Origin of the sequence: Enterobacter cloacae complex sp. 382A5, from assembly GCF_050031095.1 — a bacterium.
Taxonomy (GTDB): Bacteria; Pseudomonadota; Gammaproteobacteria; order Enterobacterales; family Enterobacteriaceae; genus Enterobacter; species Enterobacter cloacae.
In genome coordinates this window covers 4484082-4509306 of record NZ_JBLGVK010000001.1, presented here as the reverse complement: position 1 = coordinate 4509306, position 25225 = coordinate 4484082, and the positions used below count along the sequence as shown (strand labels likewise).

General features: G+C 56.4%; 16 protein-coding genes. 11 read left to right on the top strand and 5 right to left on the bottom strand.

Annotated features, from left to right (window positions below; translation table 11 throughout):
• Positions 1–74: 74 nt before the first annotated feature.
• Genes bcsG through bcsE form a run of 3 tightly spaced genes read right to left on the bottom strand, consistent with a single transcriptional unit; the run spans position 75 to position 3500 of the window.
• On the bottom strand, positions 75–1754 hold the full coding sequence (gene bcsG, locus ACQG2G_RS21325; RefSeq protein ID WP_013099223.1) for a cellulose biosynthesis protein BcsG: 1680 nt from the start codon (positions 1752–1754) through the stop codon (positions 75–77).
• On the bottom strand, positions 1747–1944 hold the full coding sequence (bcsF, locus tag ACQG2G_RS21320; protein ID WP_028027931.1) for a cellulose biosynthesis protein BcsF: 198 nt from the start codon (positions 1942–1944) through the stop codon (positions 1747–1749). The genes bcsG and bcsF overlap by 8 nt, the downstream gene beginning before the upstream one ends.
• Entirely contained in the window at positions 1938–3500 is a 1563-nt protein-coding gene (bcsE, locus tag ACQG2G_RS21315; RefSeq protein ID WP_038983944.1) for a cellulose biosynthesis c-di-GMP-binding protein BcsE, read from the bottom strand. Before bcsE ends, bcsF begins: the two co-directional genes overlap by 7 nt.
• Before the next feature lie 173 nt (positions 3501–3673).
• Between bcsE and bcsR the strand changes: the two genes are divergently transcribed.
• The 9 genes from bcsR to ACQG2G_RS21270 all read left to right on the top strand — a co-directional run bounded on the left by bcsR (position 3674) and on the right by ACQG2G_RS21270 (position 19538).
• Positions 3674–3862: a cellulose biosynthesis protein BcsR gene (gene bcsR / locus ACQG2G_RS21310; protein ID WP_013099220.1), complete on the top strand. Its 189-nt coding sequence runs from the start codon at positions 3674–3676 to the stop codon at positions 3860–3862.
• A gap of 11 nt (positions 3863–3873) precedes the next feature.
• Complete coding sequence (bcsQ, locus tag ACQG2G_RS21305) at positions 3874–4626, top strand: cellulose biosynthesis protein BcsQ (protein ID WP_013099219.1); 753 nt, start codon at positions 3874–3876, stop codon at positions 4624–4626.
• Positions 4623–7238, top strand: a complete 2616-nt coding sequence (gene bcsA, locus ACQG2G_RS21300) for a UDP-forming cellulose synthase catalytic subunit (RefSeq protein ID WP_029883686.1) — start codon at positions 4623–4625, stop codon at positions 7236–7238. The genes bcsQ and bcsA overlap by 4 nt, the downstream gene beginning before the upstream one ends.
• 10 nt (positions 7239–7248) lie before the next feature.
• A complete protein-coding gene (gene bcsB / locus ACQG2G_RS21295; protein WP_094084234.1) occupies positions 7249–9672 on the top strand; it encodes a cellulose biosynthesis cyclic di-GMP-binding regulatory protein BcsB in 2424 nt (807 codons plus the stop codon).
• 6 nt (positions 9673–9678) lie between these two features.
• Positions 9679–10782: a cellulose synthase complex periplasmic endoglucanase BcsZ gene (gene bcsZ / locus ACQG2G_RS21290; protein ID WP_094084235.1), complete on the top strand. Its 1104-nt coding sequence runs from the start codon at positions 9679–9681 to the stop codon at positions 10780–10782.
• Positions 10764–14246, top strand: coding sequence for a cellulose synthase complex outer membrane protein BcsC (gene bcsC / locus ACQG2G_RS21285; protein ID WP_094084236.1), 3483 nt, complete (start codon positions 10764–10766; stop codon positions 14244–14246). Before bcsZ ends, bcsC begins: the two co-directional genes overlap by 19 nt.
• Before the next feature lie 119 nt (positions 14247–14365).
• Positions 14366–16372 carry a biofilm formation regulator HmsP gene (gene hmsP, locus ACQG2G_RS21280; protein WP_048972547.1) on the top strand — a complete coding sequence of 669 codons (2007 nt, stop codon included), beginning with the start codon at positions 14366–14368 and terminating at the stop codon, positions 16370–16372.
• Between the two features lie 159 nt (positions 16373–16531).
• On the top strand, positions 16532–17818 hold the full coding sequence (locus tag ACQG2G_RS21275; protein WP_013099213.1) for a dicarboxylate/amino acid:cation symporter: 1287 nt from the start codon (positions 16532–16534) through the stop codon (positions 17816–17818).
• 226 nt (positions 17819–18044) lie between these two features.
• Positions 18045–19538, top strand: a complete 1494-nt coding sequence (locus tag ACQG2G_RS21270) for a M16 family metallopeptidase (RefSeq protein ID WP_013099212.1) — start codon at positions 18045–18047, stop codon at positions 19536–19538.
• Positions 19539–19601: 63 nt separating this feature from the next.
• Here ACQG2G_RS21270 and ACQG2G_RS21265 read toward each other — a convergent pair whose 3' ends face one another.
• Complete coding sequence (locus tag ACQG2G_RS21265; RefSeq protein ID WP_013099211.1) at positions 19602–20531, bottom strand: sugar kinase; 930 nt, start codon at positions 20529–20531, stop codon at positions 19602–19604.
• Between the two features lie 229 nt (positions 20532–20760).
• On the opposite strand from ACQG2G_RS21265, the gene pdeH reads away from it, so the two are divergent.
• Together pdeH and ACQG2G_RS21255 are read left to right on the top strand one after the other, a co-directional pair.
• Positions 20761–21534, top strand: coding sequence for a cyclic-guanylate-specific phosphodiesterase (pdeH, locus tag ACQG2G_RS21260; RefSeq protein WP_013099209.1), 774 nt, complete (start codon positions 20761–20763; stop codon positions 21532–21534).
• Positions 21535–21600: 66 nt separating this feature from the next.
• Positions 21601–23643 (top strand): AsmA family protein, encoded by a 2043-nt coding sequence (locus ACQG2G_RS21255; protein WP_310816631.1) that lies wholly within the window; start codon positions 21601–21603, stop codon positions 23641–23643.
• A gap of 93 nt (positions 23644–23736) precedes the next feature.
• Here the strand turns inward: ACQG2G_RS21255 and ACQG2G_RS21250 are convergent, their stop codons facing one another.
• Positions 23737–25059, bottom strand: a complete 1323-nt coding sequence (locus ACQG2G_RS21250) for an MFS transporter (protein ID WP_058650539.1) — start codon at positions 25057–25059, stop codon at positions 23737–23739.
• Positions 25060–25225: the final 166 nt, after the last annotated feature.

Below are 25225 nucleotides of genomic sequence, written 5' to 3'. Positions count from 1 at the left end.
GCGAGCCTGAAAATGCTCGTCTGGCTCGCGGAACAATCATTCCCTCTCCCCGAGGGGAAGAGGGTCTGGAGAACTTACTGCGGATAAGGTACCCAGTCTCCGCCGTTCAGGCGAACGTACGGTTTGTTCTGGTATTGAATGACAACCGCATTCGCATTCTCTGACACTTCCGCGGTTTGCGGCAGATTGCTGGTGAGCTGATCCCAGTTCACGCTATCTTCCACAAACAGCTTGCCATCGACCGCGCGGGCCACGAGCTCAGAGATGGCCAGATAGCTGACTGGTTGAGTGATCTCAATCGGTGCGCCCTGATGCGGTGCCTTCATACCAAAGAATTTAATCCCGGCAGGCACGTTGGTAATGGACGGGCTGGGGATATCGCGCAGGCCGGACACCTGCATTCTGTCGCCTTTCAGCGCCCCACCGTGCTCCGGAACGACAACCACCATCACTTTACGGCCAGATTTTTCCAGCTCAGTGAAGAACGCATCCAGCTCATCAAAGAACTTCTGCGCACGCACTTTGTAATCCGCCGTTTTGCTCACGCCCGGGAAATGGTTACCGTCGTGAAGGGGCAGGGTGTTATAGAACGTGGCGCTGCGCGGATTGCTGTCTTTTTCAATGGTCTGCAGCCAGCGCTGTAGCACGGCGGTATCGTCATAGACTGGCGAGCCGTCGAAGCCCAGCAGCGTGACCGGCAGCCCGGTTTGATCCATCAGCGGTGCCTGCATACCCCCTTCTTCACGTACCTCTTTCAGGAAGTTACCGAACTGACCGTTATGCCCCAGCATCAGATGCTGCGTAAAGCCCAGTTTCGCCAGGTTATCGAACAGATAACACTGGTTGCCAGCGGGCTGATACAAATTCTTGTGCGATGGCTGGCCGCAGCTTGCTCGCAGCAGGCGGATGGCCGCCGGGCCGCTGTACGAGGTGGCAGAGTTAAAGTCTTTAAACTGGATATCGAAATGCGACCACAGCGGGTGCGACATTAAACCAGCCGCATCAACGTCAGCCCAGGAGAGGGAGCAGATGTTAATTACCAGCAGTTCAAACGGCTGAGCATCCGCCGGGAGTGCATCCGGGAATTTAGTCTGACGCTTATCTTCCGCGGTGTAGAAGCTGGAAAGCCAGGCATTCAGGTTGGTTGAGGTCGGCGGTGCGGTCTGCGCTGGAATATCGCCCACCACCGGCGTGTCGCCAGCCGTGGCAACGGTTGCTGCCGCGCTTCCTCCGGTGGTGGTCACCGTGCTGGTCGGTTGACCGGCAGGCCACAGGGAAAAACTTGGCCCAGCCAGCGTCAGAACGTTCAGCCAAATCATAATGGCAACGACAAACACCGTGACGCGGATCCACTGTGACAGAAACAGCCAGGCAACCAGCAGCACAAAGACCGCGCCAATCATCTGCCAGTTAATAAAGCGCTCGGTCAGGTCGAGGATATAGCTGGCGCTAAACCCGGCGACCTGCGACCCCTGGCTCATGATGCTGTCCGGCCCCGGCAGCCAGGTATCATGCCAGAACAGCGCAAAACCCAGCGGGATGGCAACCCAGTGACGCAAGCGATGCAGCCTGATATTGGGCAGCGGCATCAGCAGGAAGGCCATAAACACCAGGTTCAGCAGAGGATGGAAGTTCAGATAGCCAGCCCACAGCAGACCAAACTTCACCAGAAAGTAGAAGTTCCAGCCGGAAAGGCCGCGCCAGTATTGCCACAGAGGCGATGGTGACGAAGCGGTATAAGTTGAGTTAGTCATGTTTTCGGTCTGCCTTGACGTGTGTTGCCCGTGTCAGTGTTCCGGCTGGTTTGACATAGCGAGGTTTGCCAAACGCCATTCTGGCCGTATCGCGAATACGGCGCAGTGAATGGCGTGCATAATAACCAAGCGGGAAAAAGATCAGCGCACAGAATACAACCAGTTGAATGATATCGCTGATATTCATGATGGTGCGTTCTCCCCATTCTCAGTTAATAAGCGAAGGGGTTCCGGAACCCGACGCCAGACATGGCCGTCATGCCGTGCATTGAGGATCGGTTTGACATCGCTCGTGACAGGTAGCGGTTTCACCCAGTTTTCAGGCGCGAGGGCACGCATCTGCACCAGCTCAGCGCTGATCAGATTGTCTTCGAACCAAATCATACGGTTTGAGAAAATATCCCCGGTAGGCAGCGGGAAGATATGGTTCAGCGCGGTATCGAGATCGTTTACCCGACAAAAAGACAAAAACAGAACCAGGCGGTTGTCGCCAATCGTCATGATGTCCCCGGTACGGTTCGGGCGGCATAAGGTGAGCGCCTGTTCCACGCGGATCCCCGGTACAGGTCGCAGGGCAACCATTACCCCTTTCCCGTCTGCAGGAAGCAGCGTGTTGTTCATCATGTTGCCAACGGCATCGCAGAAGGTATCCCATTTCTGATAACCACGCAGTTTCATCGGCTGCGTCATGGAAAGCAGCGTGGAAATATCTTCCGGTACGTGGCGGTTGAACTGCTGCCCCTGGACACTTTCGATAAGCGTCAGGCAGCGTGACAGAGGGGCATTCCACGGGATAACCATGTTTGCGCCACAGCCCAAAAGCAGACGCTCATCCGTGGCACGCAGGCTGGTATTGTTTTCGCGTACCACAATTTTTAACGCGCTGCCGCGTTGACGACGTAAGGTATGAATTTGTCGTGCCAGCGTTTCAATCTGATTGTTCTGCATCAGCGAGAAAACAAGGGTTGCCGCCTGCGTCGTGCGGGCTTCATGAAAAAGCGCTTCATTGGACTCAAACAGGGACCAGTTTTCAGACAGCGCGGGCGCCCCCTCCAGTACCGCAATATGGCTCAGGATCCGTTTTTCATCGCTGCGCGGTTGCACCACGGTTTCTTCTTGCTGGGCAAGGTGCCACTCGCCGTCAATATGTTTAAGCGTAAGCTGCTGTCTGGCGCTCACGCCTTTTTCATTACACCAGAATGCAATATCGTAGAGATAGCTGCCCGCCTGGTCGCGCAGACTCGCCAGGCCGAATAGCGAGCGATACTCCGCCATTAAAAGTGAGAACAGCTTGTCGTTATTACTGCCGGGATTGATTATCAACAGCGTACAATTTTGAAATTTTGCCCATTTATTGATTTTTTCCAGCCACTGCAGCAGTTTCTCCGTCGGGATATTTTGCAGGGCGTTATGTGAACATTTAAGAATCAATAAAAAGCGGTCTGGATTGATGGAACACTGAATGTCGCGGGACAAATAGTATAGACTATCTGCTTCCGACGGCATGGAAAACAAGCGTACCGTCTGTGGACCGCGGTCTCGCTCAAGCGTAATAATTTGCTTCGGGTCTTCGCCCATACTAATAACAGCGACCCGGGAGTCCTTACCCTGCGCGGCAATTGTCTGGTTTACCAGACTGATAGCATCTTCATTACGATCCGAATTAACCCACCAGACTCCTCCGACTGGCATGTGGCGCAATTCGTCCCATAATGACTGGATGCCAATAGAAAATATGGAGTCCACGGTGTCCCTCTTTTCGTCTAATTTATCTGTATATCAGTTTACTAGCGAAAGCGTAGAAATAAACCTAACATTGAAATTAAAGAGCATCAGATTTAGCATGTAAATGAAATTTCACAGGGCAGGAAGCCTCGCGACTTCAGAGAGTAAAACGATACTCAAAGGGATGGAAAAAAATGGATAATAACGAACCCGGAACCCCAGTCGATTCGACCCTGGGTTACACATTCCAAAACGATTTTCTGGCGCTGACGCAGGCCTTTTCTTTACCTGAAATAGATTACACCGATATTTCCCAGCGGGAACAGTTGGCTGCGGCTATTAAACGTTGGCCGTTATTAGCTGAATTTACCCAACAACAATAAGGGAGCCATTGATGGCCATACTCGGATTACAGGGCGTCCGTGGTGGAGTGGGTACAACATCCGTTACCGCGGCGCTGGCGTGGTCATTACAGCTTTTAGGTGAATCGGTGCTGGTGATTGACGCCTGCGCCGACAATTTGCTGCGTATGTCATTTAACGTCGACTTTACCCGTACAGAGGGTTGGGCCCGCGCGTTGCTTGATGATAAAGACTGGCGTGATGCGGGTCTGCGTTACACCTCCCAGCTCGATCTCCTGCCGTTTGGTCAACTGACCACGACAGAGCGTGAGAATGAAGCCGCCTATCAGCGTTTATTTTCGCAATTCACACTCGCGCTGCAGAGCCTCAAAGAAAAAGGCCATTATCAGTGGATCCTGCTGGATCTGCCGCACGGTGCCGGCACGCTGACCCGACAGCTGATTGCACAGTGCGACCACGTGCTCTCCATTGTGAACGTCGATGCCAATTGCCATATCCGTTTACATCAGCAGGGGTTGCCCCAGAACAGCCATATCCTGATTAACGATTTACGCATTGGCAGCCAGATCCAGGACGATCTGTATCAGGTCTGGCTGCAAAGCCAGCGTCGTTTGCTGCCGATTGTGATCCATCGTGATGAGGGGATGGCGGAATGCCTCGCCTCCAAACAGCCACTTGGCGAGTATCGTAGCGATTCGCTGGCGGCAGAAGAGATCCTGACGCTGGCGAACTGGTGTCTTCTGCACTTCGCCCAAGAGGCGGATCCTGCCAGGGGTACGGTATGAGTCGACTCGCCAGCTGGTTACTCATCCCGCCGGTCAGTTCGCGTTTAAGCGACCATTACCGGCATTATCGCCGGCATGGTGCCTCGGCATTTAGCGCCGCGTTCGGCTGTTTCTGGATGATTCTGGCCTGGATGTTCATCCCCCTCGAGCACCCCCGCTGGCAGCGCATTCGTGCGCGACACAGTGAATTGTATCCGCACATTAATCCTGACCGTCCACGGCCGTTAGATCCGGCGCGGTACATCATTCAGGCCATCTGGCTGGTGGTCACGTCGCCGCGGCAGGAGAAAAAGACGCCGCACTGGCGCAGCTTCAGCCGGGTCCAGCTTTTACGCGAACGCTATCATCAGTGGCTGGACAGGCTGCCTGACCGCGTGGGCGATAAGACCAGCCATCTGGATAACCATAAAGAACTCGGGCATTTGCACCCGGGTTTACGGCGTTTTATTCTGGGCGTGATTGTTGTCTTCTCGCTCATTCTGGCGCTGGTCTGTATCACGCAACCCTTTAACCCGCTGGCGCAGTTCACTTTCCTGATCCTGCTGTGGGGCGTGGCGCTGCTGGTGCGGCGTATACCGGGGCGCTTCTCCGCCCTGATGCTGATTGTGTTATCACTGACCGTCTCCTGCCGCTATATCTGGTGGCGTTATACCTCAACGCTGAACTGGGATGACCCGGTCAGTCTGGTATGCGGTCTGGTGCTGCTGTTTGCTGAAACGTACGCCTGGATCGTGCTGGTGTTGGGCTATTTCCAGGTGATCTGGCCGCTCAACCGCCAGCCGGTTCCGCTGCCAAAAGATACGTCGCAGTGGCCGACTGTCGATCTCTTTGTGCCGACCTATAACGAAGATCTGAGCGTGGTGAAAAATACCATTTACGCCGCGCTGGGTATCGACTGGCCCAAAGATAAGCTCAAAATCTGGATCCTGGATGACGGCGGTCGGGCCGCGTTCCGTGAGTTCGCGCAGGAGGTGGGCGTTGAGTATATCGCCCGTACCTCTCACGAACATGCCAAAGCCGGGAACATCAACAACGCGCTGAAGTATGCGACAGGGGAGTTTGTCTCCATCTTTGACTGCGACCACGTGCCGACGCGCTCGTTCCTGCAGATGACGATGGGCTGGTTCCTGAAAGAGAAAGCGCTGGCGATGATGCAGACGCCGCACCATTTCTTCTCGCCGGATCCGTTTGAACGTAACCTCGGCCGTTTCCGTAAGACCCCGAACGAAGGCACGCTGTTCTATGGCCTGGTGCAGGACGGCAACGACATGTGGGATGCGACCTTCTTCTGCGGTTCCTGTGCGGTTATCCGCCGTAAACCACTGGATGAAATTGGCGGCATCGCGGTTGAAACGGTTACCGAAGATGCCCATACCTCGCTACGCCTGCACCGTCGCGGCTATACCTCTGCCTATATGCGTATCCCTCAGGCGGCCGGTCTGGCGACGGAATCCCTGTCGGCGCATATCGGCCAGCGTATTCGCTGGGCGCGCGGGATGGTACAGATTTTCCGTCTTGATAACCCGCTGTTGGGTAAAGGCCTCAAGCTGGCGCAACGTCTGTGCTACGTCAACGCCATGTTCCACTTCTTATCCGGTATTCCGCGGCTGATCTTCCTGACCGCGCCGCTGGCGTTCCTGCTTCTTCACGCCTATATCATCTACGCGCCCGCGCTGATGATTGCGCTGTTTGTTCTGCCGCACATGATCCACGCGAGCCTGACCAACTCGAAGATTCAGGGCAAGTATCGCCACTCATTCTGGAGTGAAATCTACGAAACGGTGCTGGCCTGGTACATCGCGCCGCCAACGATGGTGGCGCTGATTAACCCGCATAAAGGCAAGTTTAACGTCACCGCGAAGGGTGGCCTGGTGGAAGAGGAGTATGTCGACTGGGTGATCTCCCGTCCGTACATCTTCCTGGTGCTGCTGAACATTGTGGGGGTGATTGCCGGTATCTGGCGCTACTTCTACGGTCCGGAAAACGAAATCCTGACGGTGTTCGTCAGTATGGCATGGGTATTTTACAACCTGATTATCCTTGGCGGCGCGGTGGCGGTGTCGGTGGAAAGCAAGCAGGTACGTCGCGCGCATCGTGTTGAAATCAGCATGCCTGCGGCGATAGCCCGTGAAGATGGTCATCTCTTCTCCTGTACCGTTCATGACTTCTCCGACGGTGGTCTGGGTATCAAAATCAACGGACAGGCGAAGGTGCTGGAAGGGCAGAAGGTTAACCTGTTGCTTAAGCGTGGCCAGCAGGAGTATGTCTTCCCGACACAGGTTGTGCGTGTGGCAGGCAATGAAGTGGGTCTGCAACTGATGCCGCTGACCAGGAAGCAACATATTGATTTTGTGCAGTGTACGTTTGCCCGCGCGGATACGTGGGCTCTCTGGCAGGACAGCTTCCCGGAAGATAAGCCTCTGGAAAGCCTGCTGGATATTCTGAAGCTGGGGTTCCGTGGCTATCGTCACCTTGCAGAATTTGCCCCGTCGTCGGTGAAAATAATTTTCCGGTCACTTACTTCGCTGGTTTCCTGGGTCGTGTCGTTCATTCCTCGTCGTCCTGAGCGGGATGAGGCGAAGCAGGCGGACCCGGTTATGGCTCAACAATGATGATAACGCGATGAAAACAAAACTTTCCTGGTTATGTGCAGTGGCAATGGGGATGAGTACGCTCCCCGCAACAATGGCTAACGCAGCGCCTGATAACGCCGCGGCCACGCCAGCTCCTACGGTGCCTGTGGTGTCGCAAGCGACCGAACCGGTAGTCACTGCGGCGCCCGGTCAAACAGAAAATCTCGTTCCCAACCAGCCGACAGCGGGAAATACCCTGCCGGCCGACGCGCAGGTTGTGGGGCAGGTGATGCCGGGCGTTCCGGGGGCTAATGCGCCTGTTGTCATGGAGAATGCCCCGTCGCGGGACGTGAAGCTCACCTTTGCGCAAATTGCGCCGCCTCCGGGCAGCATGGTGCTGCGCGGCGTCAATCCTAAAGGCGGTGTTGAGTTTGGTATGCGCAGCGATGAGGTCGTGTCGAAGGCGGTGCTGAACCTGGAATATACCCCTTCTCCTTCGCTGCTGCCGACCCAGTCTCAGCTGAAGGTCTACCTGAATGACGAACTGATGGACGTGCTGCCGGTCACCAAAGAGCAGTTGGGTAAGAAAACCCTGGCTCAGGTGCCGATCAACCCGCTGTTTATCACCGACTTTAACCGTATCCGTCTGGAATTCGTGGGCCACTACCGTGACGTCTGCGAAAACCCGGCCAGCAACACGCTGTGGATGGATGTCGGGCGTAACTCATCGCTGCAGATGACCTACCAGTCGCTGGCGCTGAAAAACGATCTCTCCGCGTTCCCGGTGCCGTTCTTCGATCCGCGTGATAATCGCCCGTTAAACCTGCCGATGGTCTTTGCGTCCTCACCGGACGTCACGGAGCAACTGGCAGCGACCATCGTGGCCTCCTGGTTCGGCTCCCGTTCCGGCTGGCGCGGGCAGAACTTCCCGGTTATGTATGACAAGATCCCTGACAGAAATGCCATCATCTTTGCGACCAACGCGAAGCGTCCTGCTTTCCTGCGTGAGCACCCGGACGTAAAAGCGCCGACCATTGAGATGATAAGCCACCCGGATAACCCGTATGTGAAACTGCTGGTGGTTTTCGGGCGTGATGAGAAAGACCTGGTGCAGGCGGCAAAAGCGATTGCGCAGGGGAATATCCTGTTCCGCGGCAGCAGCGTAATTGTCGATGAGGTCAAGCCGCTGCTGGCACGTAAACCTTATGACGCGCCAAACTGGGTACGTACCGACCGCGCCGTCACCTTCGGCGAGCTGAAAACCTATGAAGAGCAGCTGCAGTCGACAGGGATTGAGCCGTCTCCTGTCAGCCTGTCGCTGAACCTGCCGCCGGACCTGTATCTGCTGCGCACCACCGGTATCGATATGAACCTCAACTATCGTTACACCGCGCCGTCAACCAAAGACAGTTCGCGCATGGATATCAGCCTGAATAACCAGTTCCTTCAGTCGTTTAATCTGATGAATAATCAGGAAACGAACCGTCTGCTGCTGCGTTTGCCGGTACTGCAGGGGCTGCTGGATGGTAAAACCGATGTCTCCATCCCGGCGCTGAAGCTCGGGGCGGTAAACCAGCTGCGCTTTGATTTCCAGTACATGAATCCAATGCCGGGCGGTTCGGTGGACAACTGCATCACCTTCCAGCCGGTGCAGAACCACGTCGTGATTGGCGATGAATCGACCATCGACTTCTCGAAGTACTATCACTTCCTCGCCATGCCGGATCTGCGGGCATTTGCTAACGCGGGCTTCCCGTTCAGCCGTATGGCGGATCTGTCTGAATCCATTGTTGTGATGCCAAAAGCGCCAAATGAAGGGCAGGTGACGACGCTGCTGGACACCATGGCGACCGTAGGCGCGCAAACGGGCCTGCCGGCGATTAACGTTACCCTGACGGATGATGGCACTCAAATTCAGAACAAAGATGCGGACATCATGGTGATCGGTTCCATCCCGGATAAGCTGAAGGATGAGAAGCGTATCGATCTGCTGGTTCAGGCAGCCCAGTCCTGGGTTAACACGCCGCTGCGTCAGACCGAGTTCCCGAGCATCATGCCGGATATCAACGATCGTAAAGCCAGCGCGCAGACGGCTGTCACGTCTCAGGGGGCGATGGCGGCCGTGGTCGGCTTCCAGTCACCGTATAACGATCAGCGTAGCGTGATTGCCCTGCTCGCAGACAGCCCGCGTGGCTACGAACTGCTCAACAGTGCGATGAACGACAGCGGTAAACGTGCCGCGATGTTCGGCTCTGCGTCGGTGATCCGTGAGTCGGGCGTGAACAGCCTGCGCGTAGGCGATGTGTACTATGTGGGGCATCTGCCATGGTTCGAACGTCTGTGGTATGCGCTCTCTAACCATCCGATTCTGCTCGCTATCCTGGCCGCCGTCAGCGTGGTGCTGCTGGCCTGGGTGCTGTGGCGTCTGCTGCGTATCATCAGCCGTCGTCGCCTGAATCCGGATCATGAGTAAGATGTGATGAAAGCCTTTCGCTGGTGTGTCATTGCGTTGATGCTGGCGGCGGCGCCTCTGCGCGCCGCCTGTACCTGGCCTGCCTGGGAGAAATTTAAACAGGATTACATCAGCGAGGGCGGGCGGGTCATTGATCCCAGCGACACGCGTAAAATCACTACCTCGGAAGGGCAAAGCTACGCGCTGTTCTTTGCCCTCGCCGCGAATGACCGTAAAGCGTTCGACAAGGTGCTGGCATGGACGCGGGATAACCTTGCCGGGGGGCATCTCGACGACACGCTTCCCGCCTGGTTATGGGGGCAAAAAGACAAAGACACCTGGGCGGTTATCGATACCAATTCCGCCTCGGATGCCGATATCTGGATCGCCTGGTCCCTGCTTGAAGCGGGGCGGTTATGGAAAGACGCTGACTATACCCGTACGGGCAAGGCGCTACTCGAGCGTATCGCCCGCGAAGAAGTGGTGAAAGTACCTGGCCTCGGTCTGATGCTGCTGCCCGGTAAAGTTGGCTTTGTCGATGAGAACGCCTGGCGTTTTAATCCCAGCTATCTTCCACCACAGCTCGCAAGCTACTTCACGCGTTTTGGCACCCCGTGGACCACCCTGCGTGAGACCAATCTGCGCTTGCTGCTGGAGAGTGCGCCGAAAGGTTTTTCGCCGGACTGGGTGCAATACCAGAAAAACAAAGGCTGGCGGTTACAGCAGGAGCCGCCGCTGGTGGGGGGATATGACGCCATCCGCGTCTATCTCTGGGTGGGGATGATGAACGATGACGATCCTCAAAAAGCCCGGCTGCTGGCGCGCTTCAGGCCGATGGCCGCCACCACAACAAAACAGGGTGTACCACCGGAAAAAGTGAATGTGGTGAGTGGAGCACGCACGGGCAATGGCCCGGTCGGCTTCTCTGCCGCCATGCTGCCTTTTTTACAACAGCGTGATGCGCAGGCCGTCCAGCGCCAGCGCGTGGCTGACCACTTTCCTGATAATAATGCTTACTACAGTTATGTACTGACTCTCTTTGGACAAGGATGGGATCAGCATCGTTTTCGTTTCACCACAAAAGGTGAATTAATACCGGATTGGGGCCAGGAATGCGCAAGTTCACAGTAAATCTACTCAGTTTATCGCTTGGCCTGGCGCTGATGCCGCTGGCTCAGGCCGTCAACTCTCCGCAGCAGCAACAGCTGCTGGAACAGGTGCGCCTGGGGGAATCGACGCAGCGTGAAGATTTGGTGCGTCAGTCGCTCTATCGTCTTGAGCTGATCGACCCGAACAACCCTGACGTTATTGCGGCACGTTTTCGCTATCTGCTTCGTCAGGGCGACAACGCCGGCGCGCAAAAAGAGCTGGATAGACTGAAAGGGATCGCCCCCGGTTCCAGCGCGTACCAGTCCTCGCGCAACACGATGCTGCTTTCCACGCCGGATGGCCGCCAGCAGTTACAGCAGGCTCGCTTACTCGCCACGACAGGCCATACCCAGGAAGCGATTGCCGCCTATGACAAGCTGTTCGACGGCAACCCGCCGGGCGGCGACGTGGCAACGGAATACTGGAATGTGGTGGCGAAAGATCCCTCCCGCCGCAATGCGGCCATTAACCAGTTGAAAAAGATTAACAGCAGCAGCCCTGGCAATACGCAGCTGCAGTCGACGCTGGCCCAGCTGCTGTTCCAGACCGGGCGCCGTGATGAAGGCTTCGCGGTGCTGCAGGAGATGGCCAAATCCAGCAATGGCCGCAGCCAGGCGTCGGATATGTGGTATGCGCAGATCAAAGACCAGCCTGTCAGCAATGCCAGCGTCTCCGCGCTGCAAAAGTACCTGAGCGTATTCAGTGACGGTGAGAACGTAACCGCCGCGCGTTCACAGCTTGAAGCGCAGCAAAAACAGCTCGCCGATCCAACTTTCCGTGCGAAAGCGCAAGGCCTGGCGGCAGTGGATGCCGGACAGGGTGATAAGGCGGTGGCGGAACTGCAAAAGGCGGTCAGCACAAACCATGCCGACAGCGAAGCCATTGGCGCGCTGGGCCAGGCATACTCCCAGAAAGGCGACCGTGCTCGCGCGGTGGCACAGTTTGAAAAGGCGATCGCCCTCGATCCGCAGAGCGATAACCGCGGCAAATGGGACAGCTTGCTGAAGGTGAACCGTTACTGGCTGCTGATCCAGCAGGGGGATGCGGCGCTGAAAGCGAATAACCCGGCACAGGCGGAGCGCTATTATCAACAGGCGCGCACTATCGACAATAGCGACAGTTATGCGGTGCTGGGGCTGGGTGATGCCGCAGCGGCACGTAAAGATAACGACGCCGCCGAGCGCTATTATCGCCAGGCATTACGCATGGACAGCGGCAACAGTAACGCGGTCCGCGGACTGGCCAATATTTATCGCGCACAGTCACCGGAGAAAGCCTCGCAGTTTATCCAGTCGCTCTCCGCCAGTCAGCGTCGCAGCATTGATGATATTGAACGTAGCCTGACCAACGAACAGCTCTCCGCCCAGGCCGAGCAGCTGGAGAACCAGGGCAAATACGCCCAGGCCGCCGAGGTTCAGCGTCGTCGTCTGGCGCTCTCTCCAGGCGACGTGTGGATCACCTATCGCCTGTCGCGCGATCTCTACAGCGCAGGCCAGCGCAGTCAGGCAGATACTCTGATGCGTCAGCTTGCCAGCCAGAAACCGACCGACCCGGATCAGGTGTATGCCAACGGGCTCTATCTTTCCGGTAACGACCAGGATCGTGCCGCGCTGGCCCATCTGGAGACGCTGCCGCGCAGCCAGTGGAACGGCAATATTCAGGAGCTTGCCGACCGCCTGCAAAGTAATCAGGTGCTCGAAACCGCCAATCGCCTGCGCGACAGTGGCAAAGAGCAGGAGGCGGAAAATCTTCTTCGTCAGCAACCTGCTTCTACCCGTATCGATTTAACCCTGGCGGACTGGGCGCAGCAGCGGGGCGATCTCAGTGCAGCAAAAACGGCATACAGCGGCGTGTTGCAGCGCGAGCCACAAAACGAAGATGCGATCCTCGGCCTGACCGAAATCTACAGTGCGCAGGGCGACAAAGACGCTGCGCGTGCCGAACTGGCGAAACTGCCTGCGACGCAAAATGGCCAGCCGTTGTCGCTCAACATGCAGCGCCGCATCGCGATGGCGCAGGCGGGGCTGGGTGATTCTGCTGCCGCAGAAAAGACGTTCAACAGCATCATTCCGCAGGCAAAATCACAGCCTGCGTCCATGGAAAACGCGCTGGTGCTGCGTGATGCGGCACGTTTTCAGACGCAAAATGGCCAGCCTCAGCAGGCGCTGGAGACCTATAAAGATGCCATGGTCTCCTCTGGCATCACCACCACCCGTCCGGCAGACAATGACACCTTTACACGCCTGACGCGTAACGACGAAAAAGATGACTGGCTGAAGCGCGGCGTGCGTAGCGATGCCGGTGATTTGTATCGCCAGCAGGATGTTAACGTTACGCTGCAGCACGACTACTGGGGCTCCAGCGGTACCGGGGGCTACTCCGACCTGAAAGCCCACACCACCATGCTGCAGGTGGATGCGCCGCTCTCTGATGGACGGATGTTCTTCCGCAGCGATCTGGTCAATATGGATGCCGGTTCGTTTGCCACTAACAACGGCACCTACGATCCCAAATGGGGGACCTGTGCCGAAACGCCATGTCGCGGCAACACCAGTCAGACGTCAAACGGCGCAAGCGTGGCCGTGGGCTGGCAGAATAAAACCTGGGCATGGGATATCGGCACCACGCCAATGGGCTTTGACGTGGTGGATGTGGTCGGCGGGGTGAGCTATAGCAACGATCTCGGTCCTATCGGCTACACCATTAACGCCCACCGTCGCCCGATCTCCAGCTCTCTGCTGGCCTTTGCCGGGCAAAAAGACACCAATACCGGCACCACCTGGGGCGGCGTGCGCGCCACCGGCGGTGGCGTGAGCATCAGCTACGATAAAGGCGAGGCGAACGGCATCTGGTCAAGCCTGAATGCGGAATCGCTGACCGGGAAAAATGTAGAGGATAACTGGCGCGTCCGCTGGATGACCGGTTACTACTACAAGCTGATTAATAAAAACAACGAGCGCCTGACGGTCGGTGTCTCTAACATGCTCTGGCACTACGATAAAGATCTGAGCGGCTATACCCTGGGTCAGGGCGGCTATTATAGCCCGCAGGAATATGTCTCCTTTGCACTGCCGGTCACCTGGCGTAAACGCACGGAGAACTGGTCCTGGGAGCTGGGCGGATCTGTCTCATGGTCTCACTCCAAAACCAACGATGTGCTGCGCTATCCCCTTCAGGGACTCATTCCCGTCGATGAGCCAGGCCGCTACACCGACAGGGGGGCGATGGAAACCGGCAGCAGCTCCTCAGGCACCGGTTATACCGCGCGGGCCATTGTCGAGCGCCGGGTCACGTCCAACTGGTTTGTGGGTCTTGGCGTGGATATTCAGGAAGCGAAAGACTATACCCCAAGCCATGCGCTGCTCTATGTACGCTACTCCGCCGCAGGCTGGCAGGGTGATATGGACTTACCGCCACAGCCGCTCATTCCCTACGCGGACTGGTAATCGGATTTTACTTAATCCATTTGTAAGTCTCTCTTAAAAGTGCGGCGATCGGGTATACTCAGGCGCGCCAGGTTTACACCCTGGTGCGCCCTGCGCTTCGAGTTCTGTGGAGAGTCATTTTGCGTGTCAGCCGTTCCTTAACGATCAAACAGATGGCGATGGTTTCTGCTGTCACCTTGCTGTTTGTACTGCTATTTTGCGTCATTTTGCTGTTTCATTCCGTGCAGCAGAATCGCTATAACACGGCTTCGCAATTAGAAAGTATTGCCCGCTCGGTGCGTGGCCCGCTTTCGGCTTCTATTCTGAAAGGCGATATTCCCGAAGCGGAAACCATTTTAAAACGTATTCAGCCTGCGGGCGTCGTCAGCCGCGCAGACGTGGTGCTGCCAAACCAGTTCCAGGCGCTGCGGATGAGTTTTATCCCGGAACGTCCCGTCCCGATGATGGTGATGCGCCTGTTTGAACTGCCGGTACAAATTTCGCTTCCCATCTACTCGCTTGAACGCCCTGCAAATCCGCAGCCGCTGGCCTATCTTGTTCTGCAGGCGGACTCGTACCGCATGTATAAGTTCGTCATGAGCTGGTTTATCACGTTAGTGACCACTTGCTTACTTATGACGCTGATACTGAGCGTGGCGCTGACCTGGTGCATTAACCGGCTGATTGTCCACCCGCTGCGGCGTATCGCCCGGGAGCTAAACGCGCTTTCTCCCCAGGAGCAGATGGGTCATCAGCTTGAGCTCCCCCGCCTGCATCATGACGATGAGATCGGCATGCTGGTGCGCAGCTACAACCTCAACCAGCAGCGCATTCAGCGTCAGCAGGATGAACTGAACAGTAGCGCCACCCGTTTTCCGGTGTCGGAGCTGCCTAATAAAGCGTTCCTGATGGCGATGCTGGAGCAGACCGTGGCGCGCCAGCAGACCACGGCGCTGATGGTCATCGCCTGTGAAACCCTGCAGGATACCGCTGGGGTGCTCAAGGAGAGCCAGCGTGAAATGCTGTTGCTGACGCTGGTCGAAAAGGTTAAATCGGTGCTTGCCCCGCGTATGGTGCTGACCCAGGTCAGCGGTTATGACCTGGTGGTGATTGCGAACGGCGTGAAAGAGCCGTGGCATGCGATCACGTTAGGTCAGCAAGTACTCACTGTCATTAATGAGCGGCTGCCCATTCAGGGTATTCAGCTTCGCCCCAGCGCCAGTATCGGGATTGCCATGTTCTATGGCGATCTGACCGCAGAGCAGCTCTATCGTCGCGCCTTCTCGGCGGCATTCACCGCCCGTCGCAAAGGGAAAAACCAGATCCAGTTCTTCGACCCGGATCAGATGGAAAAGGCGCAGCAGCGTCTGACGGAAGAGAGCGACATCCTCACCGCGCTGGATAACCACCAGTTTGCCCTCTGGCTCCAGCCGCAGGTCAATTTGCTGACGGGTGAAGTGGAAAGCGCGGAAGCGCTGTTGCGCGTGCAGCAGCCGGATGGCAGCTGGGAGCTGCCGGAAGGGTTAATCGAACGTATTGAGTCCTGTGGTCTGATGGTCACGGTGGGTTACTGGGTGCTTGAGGAGTCATGCCGCCAGCTTGCCGCCTGGCAGGAGCGTGGTGTCAACCTGCCGCTGTCGGTCAATCTCTCTGCCCTGCAGTTGATGCATCCCACTATGGTCTCGGAGATGCTGGAGCTCATCAATCGCTACCGGATCCAGCCGGATACGCTGATTCTGGAAGTGACGGAAAGCCGTCGTATTGACGACCCGAATGAGGCGGTCGCGATCCTCAAACCGCTGCGCAACGCCGGTATCCGCATCGCGCTGGATGATTTTGGCATGGGCTATGCCGGACTGCGTCAGCTTCAGCACATGAAAACGCTGCCGGTGGATGTCCTGAAAATCGACAAAGCGTTTGTCGATGGGCTGCCGGAAGACAGCAGCATGGTGAAGGCCATTATTCATATGGCGCGTAGCCTCAACCTGAATCTGATTGCTGAGGGTATCGAGACGGAAGCGCAGCGCCGCTGGCTGGCTGAAGCGGGTGTCGGGAAAGGCCAGGGCTTCCTGTTTGCCCGTGCCGTCCCGTCGGATGTCTTTGAACAACGGTACCTTTCCGGCGCTGGCAATAACGCAAAAGTGTAATTTTGTTGCTGGCTTGTGCGAGCCAGCTCAAAGTTCTTAACATTTGTGTTTCAAATTTGAACTGAGTTTATTTCTGTCCTGTTATGCGGGTGTTATTTTAGAGCCGCAGGTTAACCATAACCTTACAAAGCCTGTGGTTTTTCTTCCCAAGGACATTCTATGAAAACCTCACTCTTCAAAAGTCTTTATTTCCAGGTCCTGACAGCCATCGCAATCGGTATTTTACTGGGTCACTACTACCCGGAACTGGGTGCGCAAATGAAACCGCTTGGCGACGCGTTCGTTAAGCTCATTAAAATGGTCATCGCCCCGGTGATCTTCTGTACGGTGGTGACCGGTATCGCTGGCATGGAAAGCATGAAGGCGGTAGGGCGTACCGGTGCAGTGGCGCTGCTTTATTTCGAAGTGGTCAGCACCCTGGCACTGATTATCGGTCTGATCATTGTTAACGTGGTGCAGCCTGGCGCTGGCATGAACGTCGACCCGTCGACGCTGGATGCCAAAGCGGTGGCGGTTTACGCTGAGCAGGCGAAAGATCAGGGCGTGGTCGCCTTCCTGCTGGACGTCATTCCCGGCAGTGTGATCGGGGCGTTTGCCAGCGGAAACATTCTGCAGGTGCTGCTGTTCGCCGTCATGTTTGGTTTTGCCCTGCATCGTCTGGGCAGCAAAGGCCAGCTGATCTTTAACGTCATTGAAAGCTTCTCGCAGGTCATCTTTGGCATCATCAATATGATCATGCGCCTGGCGCCGATTGGTGCCTTCGGGGCAATGGCGTTCACCATCGGTAAATACGGCGTCGGCACGCTGGTACAGCTCGGCCAGCTGATTATCTGCTTCTATATCACCTGTATTCTGTTTGTGGTGGTGGTGCTGGGTTCGATTGCCCGCGCGGCTGGTTTCAGCATCTTCAAATTTATCCGCTATATCCGCGAAGAGCTGCTGATTGTGCTGGGAACCTCCTCCTCTGAGTCGGCGCTGCCGCGCATGCTCGATAAGATGGAGAAGCTGGGTTGTCGTAAATCGGTGGTGGGGCTGGTGATCCCGACAGGGTACTCCTTTAACCTCGACGGTACCTCGATATACCTGACCATGGCGGCAGTGTTTATTGCACAGGCAACCAACAGCCATATGGATATCTTCCATCAGATCACCCTGCTGGTGGTGCTGCTGCTCTCGTCGAAAGGGGCTGCGGGCGTAACGGGCAGTGGCTTTATCGTGCTGGCGGCGACCATTTCCGCTGTGGGACATCTGCCGGTGGCCGGTCTGGCGTTGATTCTCGGTATTGACCGCTTTATGTCTGAAGCGCGTGCGTTAACCAACCTGGTGGGTAACGGCGTGGCTACGGTTGTGGTGGCAAAATGGGTTAAAGAGCTGGATCACAAAAAGCTCGACGATACGCTGAATAATCGCTCTTCTGATAGCAAAAACCCGGGTTTATCCTCCTGATTTTCCGCTAAATTCCCGCATTCCCTTGTCGGAATGCGGGCTCCTGCGCATAATGACTGTTCGTACCTGTCATAATTCGACAAGATTTTTTTTGGGTATATTGCACTTCTCACCGTGACGTTTTGCCGAACGCGCGGTCTAATCGACGTGTTTTCATCGTCATCTTTTAGAGTGAAGCGCGTCGCGAGACACTCTTTTTAACCAGGAATGTTGATCAGGGGTTCACATGCAGGGCACAAAAATTCGACTCTTAACCGGCGGTTTGCTGATGATGGCAGCAGCCAGTTATGTGCAGGCAGATGCGCTCCAGCCAGACCCGGCATGGCAACAAGGGACCCTGGCGAATGGTTTTCAGTGGCAGGTGTTAGCCACGCCGCAGCGTCCCAGCGATCGTATTGAGATCCGTCTGTCTGTGAATACCGGCTCCCTCACCGAAAGCACCCAGCAGACCGGCTTTAGCCATTTTATTCCCCGACTGGCGCTCACCCAGAGCGGCAGTTTACAGGCTGTTCAGGTGCGTTCGCTCTGGCAGCAGGGCATTGACCCGAAGCGCCCATTGCCGCCGGCTGTCGTCTCGTATGACTACACCATGTTTAACCTGAGCCTGCCGAATAACCGTAACGATCTGCTCAAAGAAGCTCTTACGTATCTCTCCGATGCCACTGGCAATCTGGCGATCACGCCGGAAACCGTTAACTATGCGCTGAGCAACAGCGATATGGTGGCGACCTGGCCTGCGGATACCAAAGAGGGCTGGTGGCGTTATCGCCTGAAAGGCTCAGCGCTGCTTGGGCACGATCCGGCAGAGCCGCTGAAACAGCCGGTCGATGCCGAACAGGTAAAATCGTTCTATCAGAAATGGTACACCCCGGATGCGATGACGCTGATCGTGGTCGGGAATGTGGATAGCCGCGCGGTGGTAGAGCAGATCAACAAAGCTTTTGGCGAGCTGAAAGGCAAGCGTGAAACGCCTGCTCCTGTCCCGACGCTCTCCCCGCTGCGGACGGAGCCAGTCAGCATTTCCACTGATGCCGTGCGTCAGGACCGGCTCTCCATGATGTGGGATACCGCCTGGCAGCCTATCCGCGAATCCGCCGCGCTGCTGCGCTACTGGCGTGCGGATCTGACGCGTGAGGCGTTGTTCTGGCACGTTCAGCAGAGCCTCAGTAAAAACAGCGTGAAGAACATTGCGCTGGGCTTCGACTGCCGGGTGCTGTTCCAGCGCGCCCAGTGCGCCATTAATATCGAATCGCCTGGCGATAAGCTGAATGCCAATCTGGGCGTGGTGGCGAAAGAGCTGGCAAAAGTGCGCAAAGAGGGCCTGTCTGAAGAAGAGTTCAACGCGCTGGTCGCGCAGAAAAAGCTGGAACTGCAGAAGCTGTTTGCCACCTATGCCCGCGCCGATACGGATATCCTGATCAGCCAGCGTATTCGCTCCTTGCAGAATCAGGTGGTGGACATCGCACCGGAACAGTACCAGAAGCTCCGTCAGGACTTCCTGAATGGGCTGACCGTCGATATGTTAAATCAGGATTTACGTCAGCAGCTGTCGCAGGATATGGGATTAGTCCTTCTGCAGCCGAAAGGCGAGCCGGAATACAACATGAAGGAGCTGCAGGCGACATGGGATTCAATCATGACCGCCGCGCCGCAACCTACACAGGCGGCAACGTCTGATGATCTGCATCAGGACGCGACGGATATTCCACAGGGGCAGTAATCCAAAAAAATTCCCTCTCCCGGTGGGAGAGGGTCAGGGTGAGGGCATCAGCCCGCACCTTATTTAAGCAGGCATCGCCTCACGCGGAATAATCGCCCCGCGATACTGGATCACCGTGCTGGCCGTCAGGTGCCCGCGCTGTGCAGCCGCTTCAGGCGTGCCGCCCGTCAGGCGCACCGCCAGATAGCCCGCGCTGAAGGAATCACCCGCTGCTGTAGTATCCACCACTTTGTCCTTCGCCAGTTTCACCGCCGGGACGTCAATCACCGCCTCACCTGCTACGGCCACCAGGCACGATGCCGCGCCGCGCTTAATCACCACTTCGCTCACGCCAGCAGCCTGGGTGCGCGCAATAACCTCATCAACAGGTTTCTCGCCCCACAGGGCATCTTCGTCGTCGAGCGTCAGGAACGCGATGTCGGTGCACTGCAGCATCTGCTGGTAAACCTGCTGCGTCTCTTCACGACTGGCCCACAGGCGCGGACGGTAGTTGTTATCAAAAATGACCTTCCCGCCATTGGCGCGGCATTCGCGCAGCAGCGATAGCAGCTTTTCACGGCTGGTCGGGCTTAAGATGGCGAGGCTAATCCCGCTCAGATAGAGATAATCAAACGTCGCCAGCGTTTCGCAAATGGCGGCTGCGTCGTCGCTTTCCAGCCAGTATTTGGCCGCAGCTTCGTTTCGCCAGTAGTAGAAGGTGCGCTCGCCGGTATCATCGGTTTCAATGTAATACAAACCCGGCAGGCGGTTTTCCATGCGCTGAATCAGCGAGGTATCAATGTGTTCGCTCTGCCAGGCGTCCAGCATTTGCTGGCTGAAACTGTCCGTACCCAGTGCGGTGACGTAGTTCACGGTGAGGGCCTCCGGCGGCACCTGACGGGCAATATACACGGAGGTGTTTAAGGTATCGCCACCAAAACCGCGGCTAACGTCCGCGCCTTTTTGTGACAGCTCAATCATGCATTCGCCAATAACGGCAATTTTTTTGGACATAATCATGAACCTGAACAGAGTATTTAAAAGCAGTGTGCGCTGTGTGAATTATCAGGTCAACTATATTAAAACATCGTTCCATTATTTTTTTTGAACCAGCGCGTGTTCCTGTTCATTTCTGTCATCTTAATTTCATTTTCCCGGTGAATTGAACATAAAGTTCTCAATTATCGCGCCGATAACCCAGTGACGAGTCCAGAAAGGCCATCCCAACAACAGGACATCTGAAATGAAGTCAGAGCAGGTTATCCAGCGGCTGAGCACTACGCCTGAGGCAAGTATTGAGAACTTGCAGGAGCATCGCTACTGGCTGCAATGTGAGCGTGTGTATACCTACCAGCCGATCTATCGTACCGACGGTCGACTGATGGCGATTGAAATATTGACGGTCGTTACACACCCCTCTAACCCTTCACAGCGTATCGCGCCGGACCGCTATTTTGCCGAAGTCGCCGTGCGCCAGCGCCTGGACGTGCTGGAAGAGCAGTTGCGCATGCTGGAAACGAAAAAGGCCTTTTTCGAACAGCACGATATTCTGGCCTCGGTCAACGTGGATGGCCCAACCCTGCTGGCGCTGCGCCAGAACGCGAAGTTGCAGGAGCTTATCGCCACCCTGCCGTGGATGCGCTTTGAACTGGTGGAGCATGTCCGCCTGCCGCAGGAATCCTCTTTTGCCTCGATGTGTGAATTTGGCCCCCTGTGGCTGGATGACTTTGGCACCGGCATGGCGAACTTCTCCGCCCTCAGCGAAGTGCGTTACGACTACATCAAAGTGGCCCGCGATCTGTTCATTATGCTGCGCCAGACCCCGGAAGGGCGGAATCTGTTTACGCTGTTATTACAGCTGATGAACCGCTATTGCAAAGGCGTCATTGTGGAAGGTGTGGAAACGCTGGAAGAGTGGCGCGATGTGCAAAACTCACCCGCCGCCGCCGCGCAAGGCTATTACCTCTCACGTCCGGTGCCCATGGATACCCTCGACGGTGTGATAACCAACCTCTGAACCGCCCGTTTCCCTTTGTCTGGACTATAGTTTTACAGGACAGGTCATCAGGAAAAGGGGATCAAAATGACTAAAACAACCAGGGTAATCTCCTGGACAGCAGGGATTTTCTTGTTGTTGATCGTGGTCGCTATCATCATTATTGCGACATTCGACTGGAACCGTCTTAAGCCGACCATCAACCAGAAAGTCTCAACTGAACTGAACCGCCCCTTCGCGATACGCGGTGATTTGGGCGTGGTCTGGGAACGTCAGAAAGAAGAGACCGGCTGGCGAAGCTGGATCCCCTGGCCGCACGTTCACGCCGACGACATCGTTCTGGGCAATCCGCCGGATATTCCTGCCGTCACCATGGTGCATCTTCCGCGGGTTGAAGCCACGCTGGCGCCGTTAGCGCTTCTGACAAAAACCGTCTACCTGCCGTGGATCAAGCTTCAGCAGCCCGATGCACGTCTGATCCGTCTCTCGGAAAAAAACAATAACTGGACCTTTAACCTCGCCAGTAGCGGCGAGAAAGATCCCAATGCCCAGCCCTCTTCGTGGTCATTCCGTCTCGATAACATTCTGTTCGATCGCGGGCGGATCGCCATCGACGATAAAGTCAGCAAGGCCGACGTGGAGATCCTGGTCGATCCGCTGGGTAAGCCGCTGCCGTTCAGTGAAGTGACCGGCACCAAAGCGAAAGGGGATAACGCCAGCGCGGGCGATTACGTTTTCGGCCTGCGGGCCACCGGGCGCTACAACGGACAGCCACTGACCGGCACCGGTAAAATTGGCGGCATGCTGGCGCTGCGAAGCGCAGGCACCCCGTTCCCGGTGCAGGCAGACTTCCGTTCCGGCAACACGCGAGTCGCCTTTACCGGCACGGTCAACGATCCCATGAACATGGGCGGGGTCGATCTGCGGCTGAAATTCGCCGGAGATTCGCTGGGGGAGCTCTACGAACTCACCGGCGTGCTGCTGCCGGATACGCCGCCGTTTGAGACGGACGGGCATCTGGTGGCCAAAATCGATACGGAAAAATCGTCTGTCTTTGACTATCGGGATTTCAACGGCCGTATCGGCGACAGCGATATCCACGGTACGTTGACCTACACCACCGGCAAACCGCGTCCGAAACTGGAAGGGGATGTGGAGTCCCGCCAGCTGAGGCTTGCCGATTTGGGCCCTCTGATCGGCGTTGATTCCGGCAAAGGCACGAAGTCGAAAGAGGTCAAAAAAGACCTTCAGCCCGCGGGGAAAGTGCTGCCCTACGATCGCTTTGAAACCGACAAGTGGGATGTAATGGATGCGGATGTGCGCTTCAAAGGGCGAAAAATCGAGCACGGCAGCACGCTGCCGATCAGCAACCTCTCAACCCATATTCTGCTTAAAAATGCCGACCTGCGTCTGCAGCCGCTGAAGTTTGGCATGGCGGGCGGAACCATCTCCTCTAACATTCATCTGGAAGGCGATAAAAAGCCGATGCAGGGTCGGGCTGATATACAGGCGCGCAGGCTTAAGCTGAAAGAGCTTATGCCCAACGTGGAGCTGATGCAGAAGACCCTCGGTGAAATGAACGGTGACGCGGACATTCGCGGGGTGGGGAACTCCGTGGCGGCGCTGCTCGGGAGCAGTAACGGCAACCTCAAGCTACTGATGAACGACGGGCTGGTGAGCCGCAACCTGATGGAAATCCTGGGGCTGAACGTCGGGAACTACATCATCGGGCAGATCTTTGGTGATGATGAGGTGCGGGTGAACTGCGCGGCGGCGAATCTGGATCTGGTTAACGGTGTGGCGCGGCCGCAGATTTTTGCCTTCGACACGGAAAACGCGGTAATCAACGTGACCGGGACCGCCAGCATGGCCTCTGAGCAGCTTGATTTAACCATCGACCCGGAAAGCAAAGGGATCCGTATCATCACCCTGCGCTCGCCGCTCTACGTGCGCGGCACTTTCAAAAATCCGCAGGCGGGGGTTAAACCCGGGCCGCTGATTGCACGCGGTGCGGTGGCGGCAGCGCTCGCAACGCTGGTCACGCCAGCCGCGGCGCTGCTGGCGTTGATTTCGCCATCAGAAGGGGAAGCCAATCAGTGCCGGACGATTTTGTCGCAGATGAAGAGGTAAGGTGCGGTCTGTTGTTGCCGGGTGGCGGCTACGCCTTACCCGGCCTACGATTCAAATGTAGGCCGGGTAAGCGCAGCGCCACCCGGCATTAGCTTAAAGCGCCTGATGCTTAGTCTCGTGCGTCAGCAGCAGCGCAATCAGCGTCAGTGCCGCCATGGCCGCCAGATACACGCCCACGTAGAACAGGCCATAATTTGCCTGCAGCCAGGTGGCGATGTACGGCGCAACGGACGCTCCCAGAATAGACGAGACGTTATAGGAGAACGACGCGCCGGTATAACGCACTTCCGTCGGGAACAGCTCCGGCAGCAGCGCGCCCATCGGGCCGAAGGTTAATCCCATCAGGCTCAGACCAATCAGCAGATACGCCATCACCAGCGCCGGGCTGCCCGAGCCTAACAGCGGCGGGAAGATAAACAGGGCGAACAGAATGATAAGCGTCGTGATGGTGATCATGCTGGAGCGACGGCCAAATTTATCCGCCAGCAGGCCGGCAATCGGCACCATGACACCAAACCCAATCACCGCCATCATCAGCATCCACAGCACTTCGTTACGCGGCAGACCCAGCCCAACCGGCGCGGCAGCGGTGCTGAACGTCATGGAGTAGACGGTCATGATATAGAACAGCGTATAGGTAGCCAGCATGATAAAGGTGCCCAGCACGGTCACGCGGACATGTTTGGTCAGCAGCGTGCCCAGCGGCACTTTTACCTGTTTTTTTGCCGCCGCCACTTTCGCGAACACCGGCGTTTCGTGCAGAGAAACGCGAACATACAGACCAATCAGCACCAGCACGGCCGAGAAGACGAACGGAATACGCCAGCCCCAGCTCATGAACTGTTCATCGGTCAGCAACCAGGAGAGCAGCAGGAAGGTGCCGTTCGCAAAGAAGAAGCCAATCGGTGCGCCAAGCTGCGGGAAGGAGCCATACAGCGCCCGTTTACGCGCCGGGGCGTTCTCGGTCGCCAGCAGTGCCGCGCCCCCCCATTCACCGCCCAGACCCAGACCCTGACCAAAACGCGCCAGCGCCAGCAGCACCGGTGCCAGAATGCCAATGGTCTCGTAGGTGGGCAGCAGGCCGATGGCGACGGTAGAAATACCCATCGTCAGCAACGAGGCCACAAGCGTCACTTTACGCCCGATGCGATCGCCAAAATGACCAAACAGCGCAGAGCCAATCGGACGCGCGACGAAGGCGATAGCAAAGGTTGCCAGAGACTGTAGCGTGGCCGCCGTCGGGTCGCCCTGCGGGAAGAAAATATGCGGGAAGACGATGACCGCTGCGGTGGCATAAATGTAAAAGTCGAAGAACTCGATGGCGGTGCCAATCAGCGAGGCGACGACAACTTTATTGCGTGAGTTGACCGGAACGTTTTCGCTCCCGGAATCGAGTGTTGTGGCGGTTGCTTGCATAATATTTTCTTATTTTATGTCGGACGAAAGGCCATATTACGCACAGCAAAAGCGACATTTCAATCTGTAACAAAGCCGCGAACCGGTGATAAAAGCAACAAAAAGCGGATAATGTTCAGGCCAGCCAAAACACTTCCATGAAATGCTTCACAGATTTTAAATATTA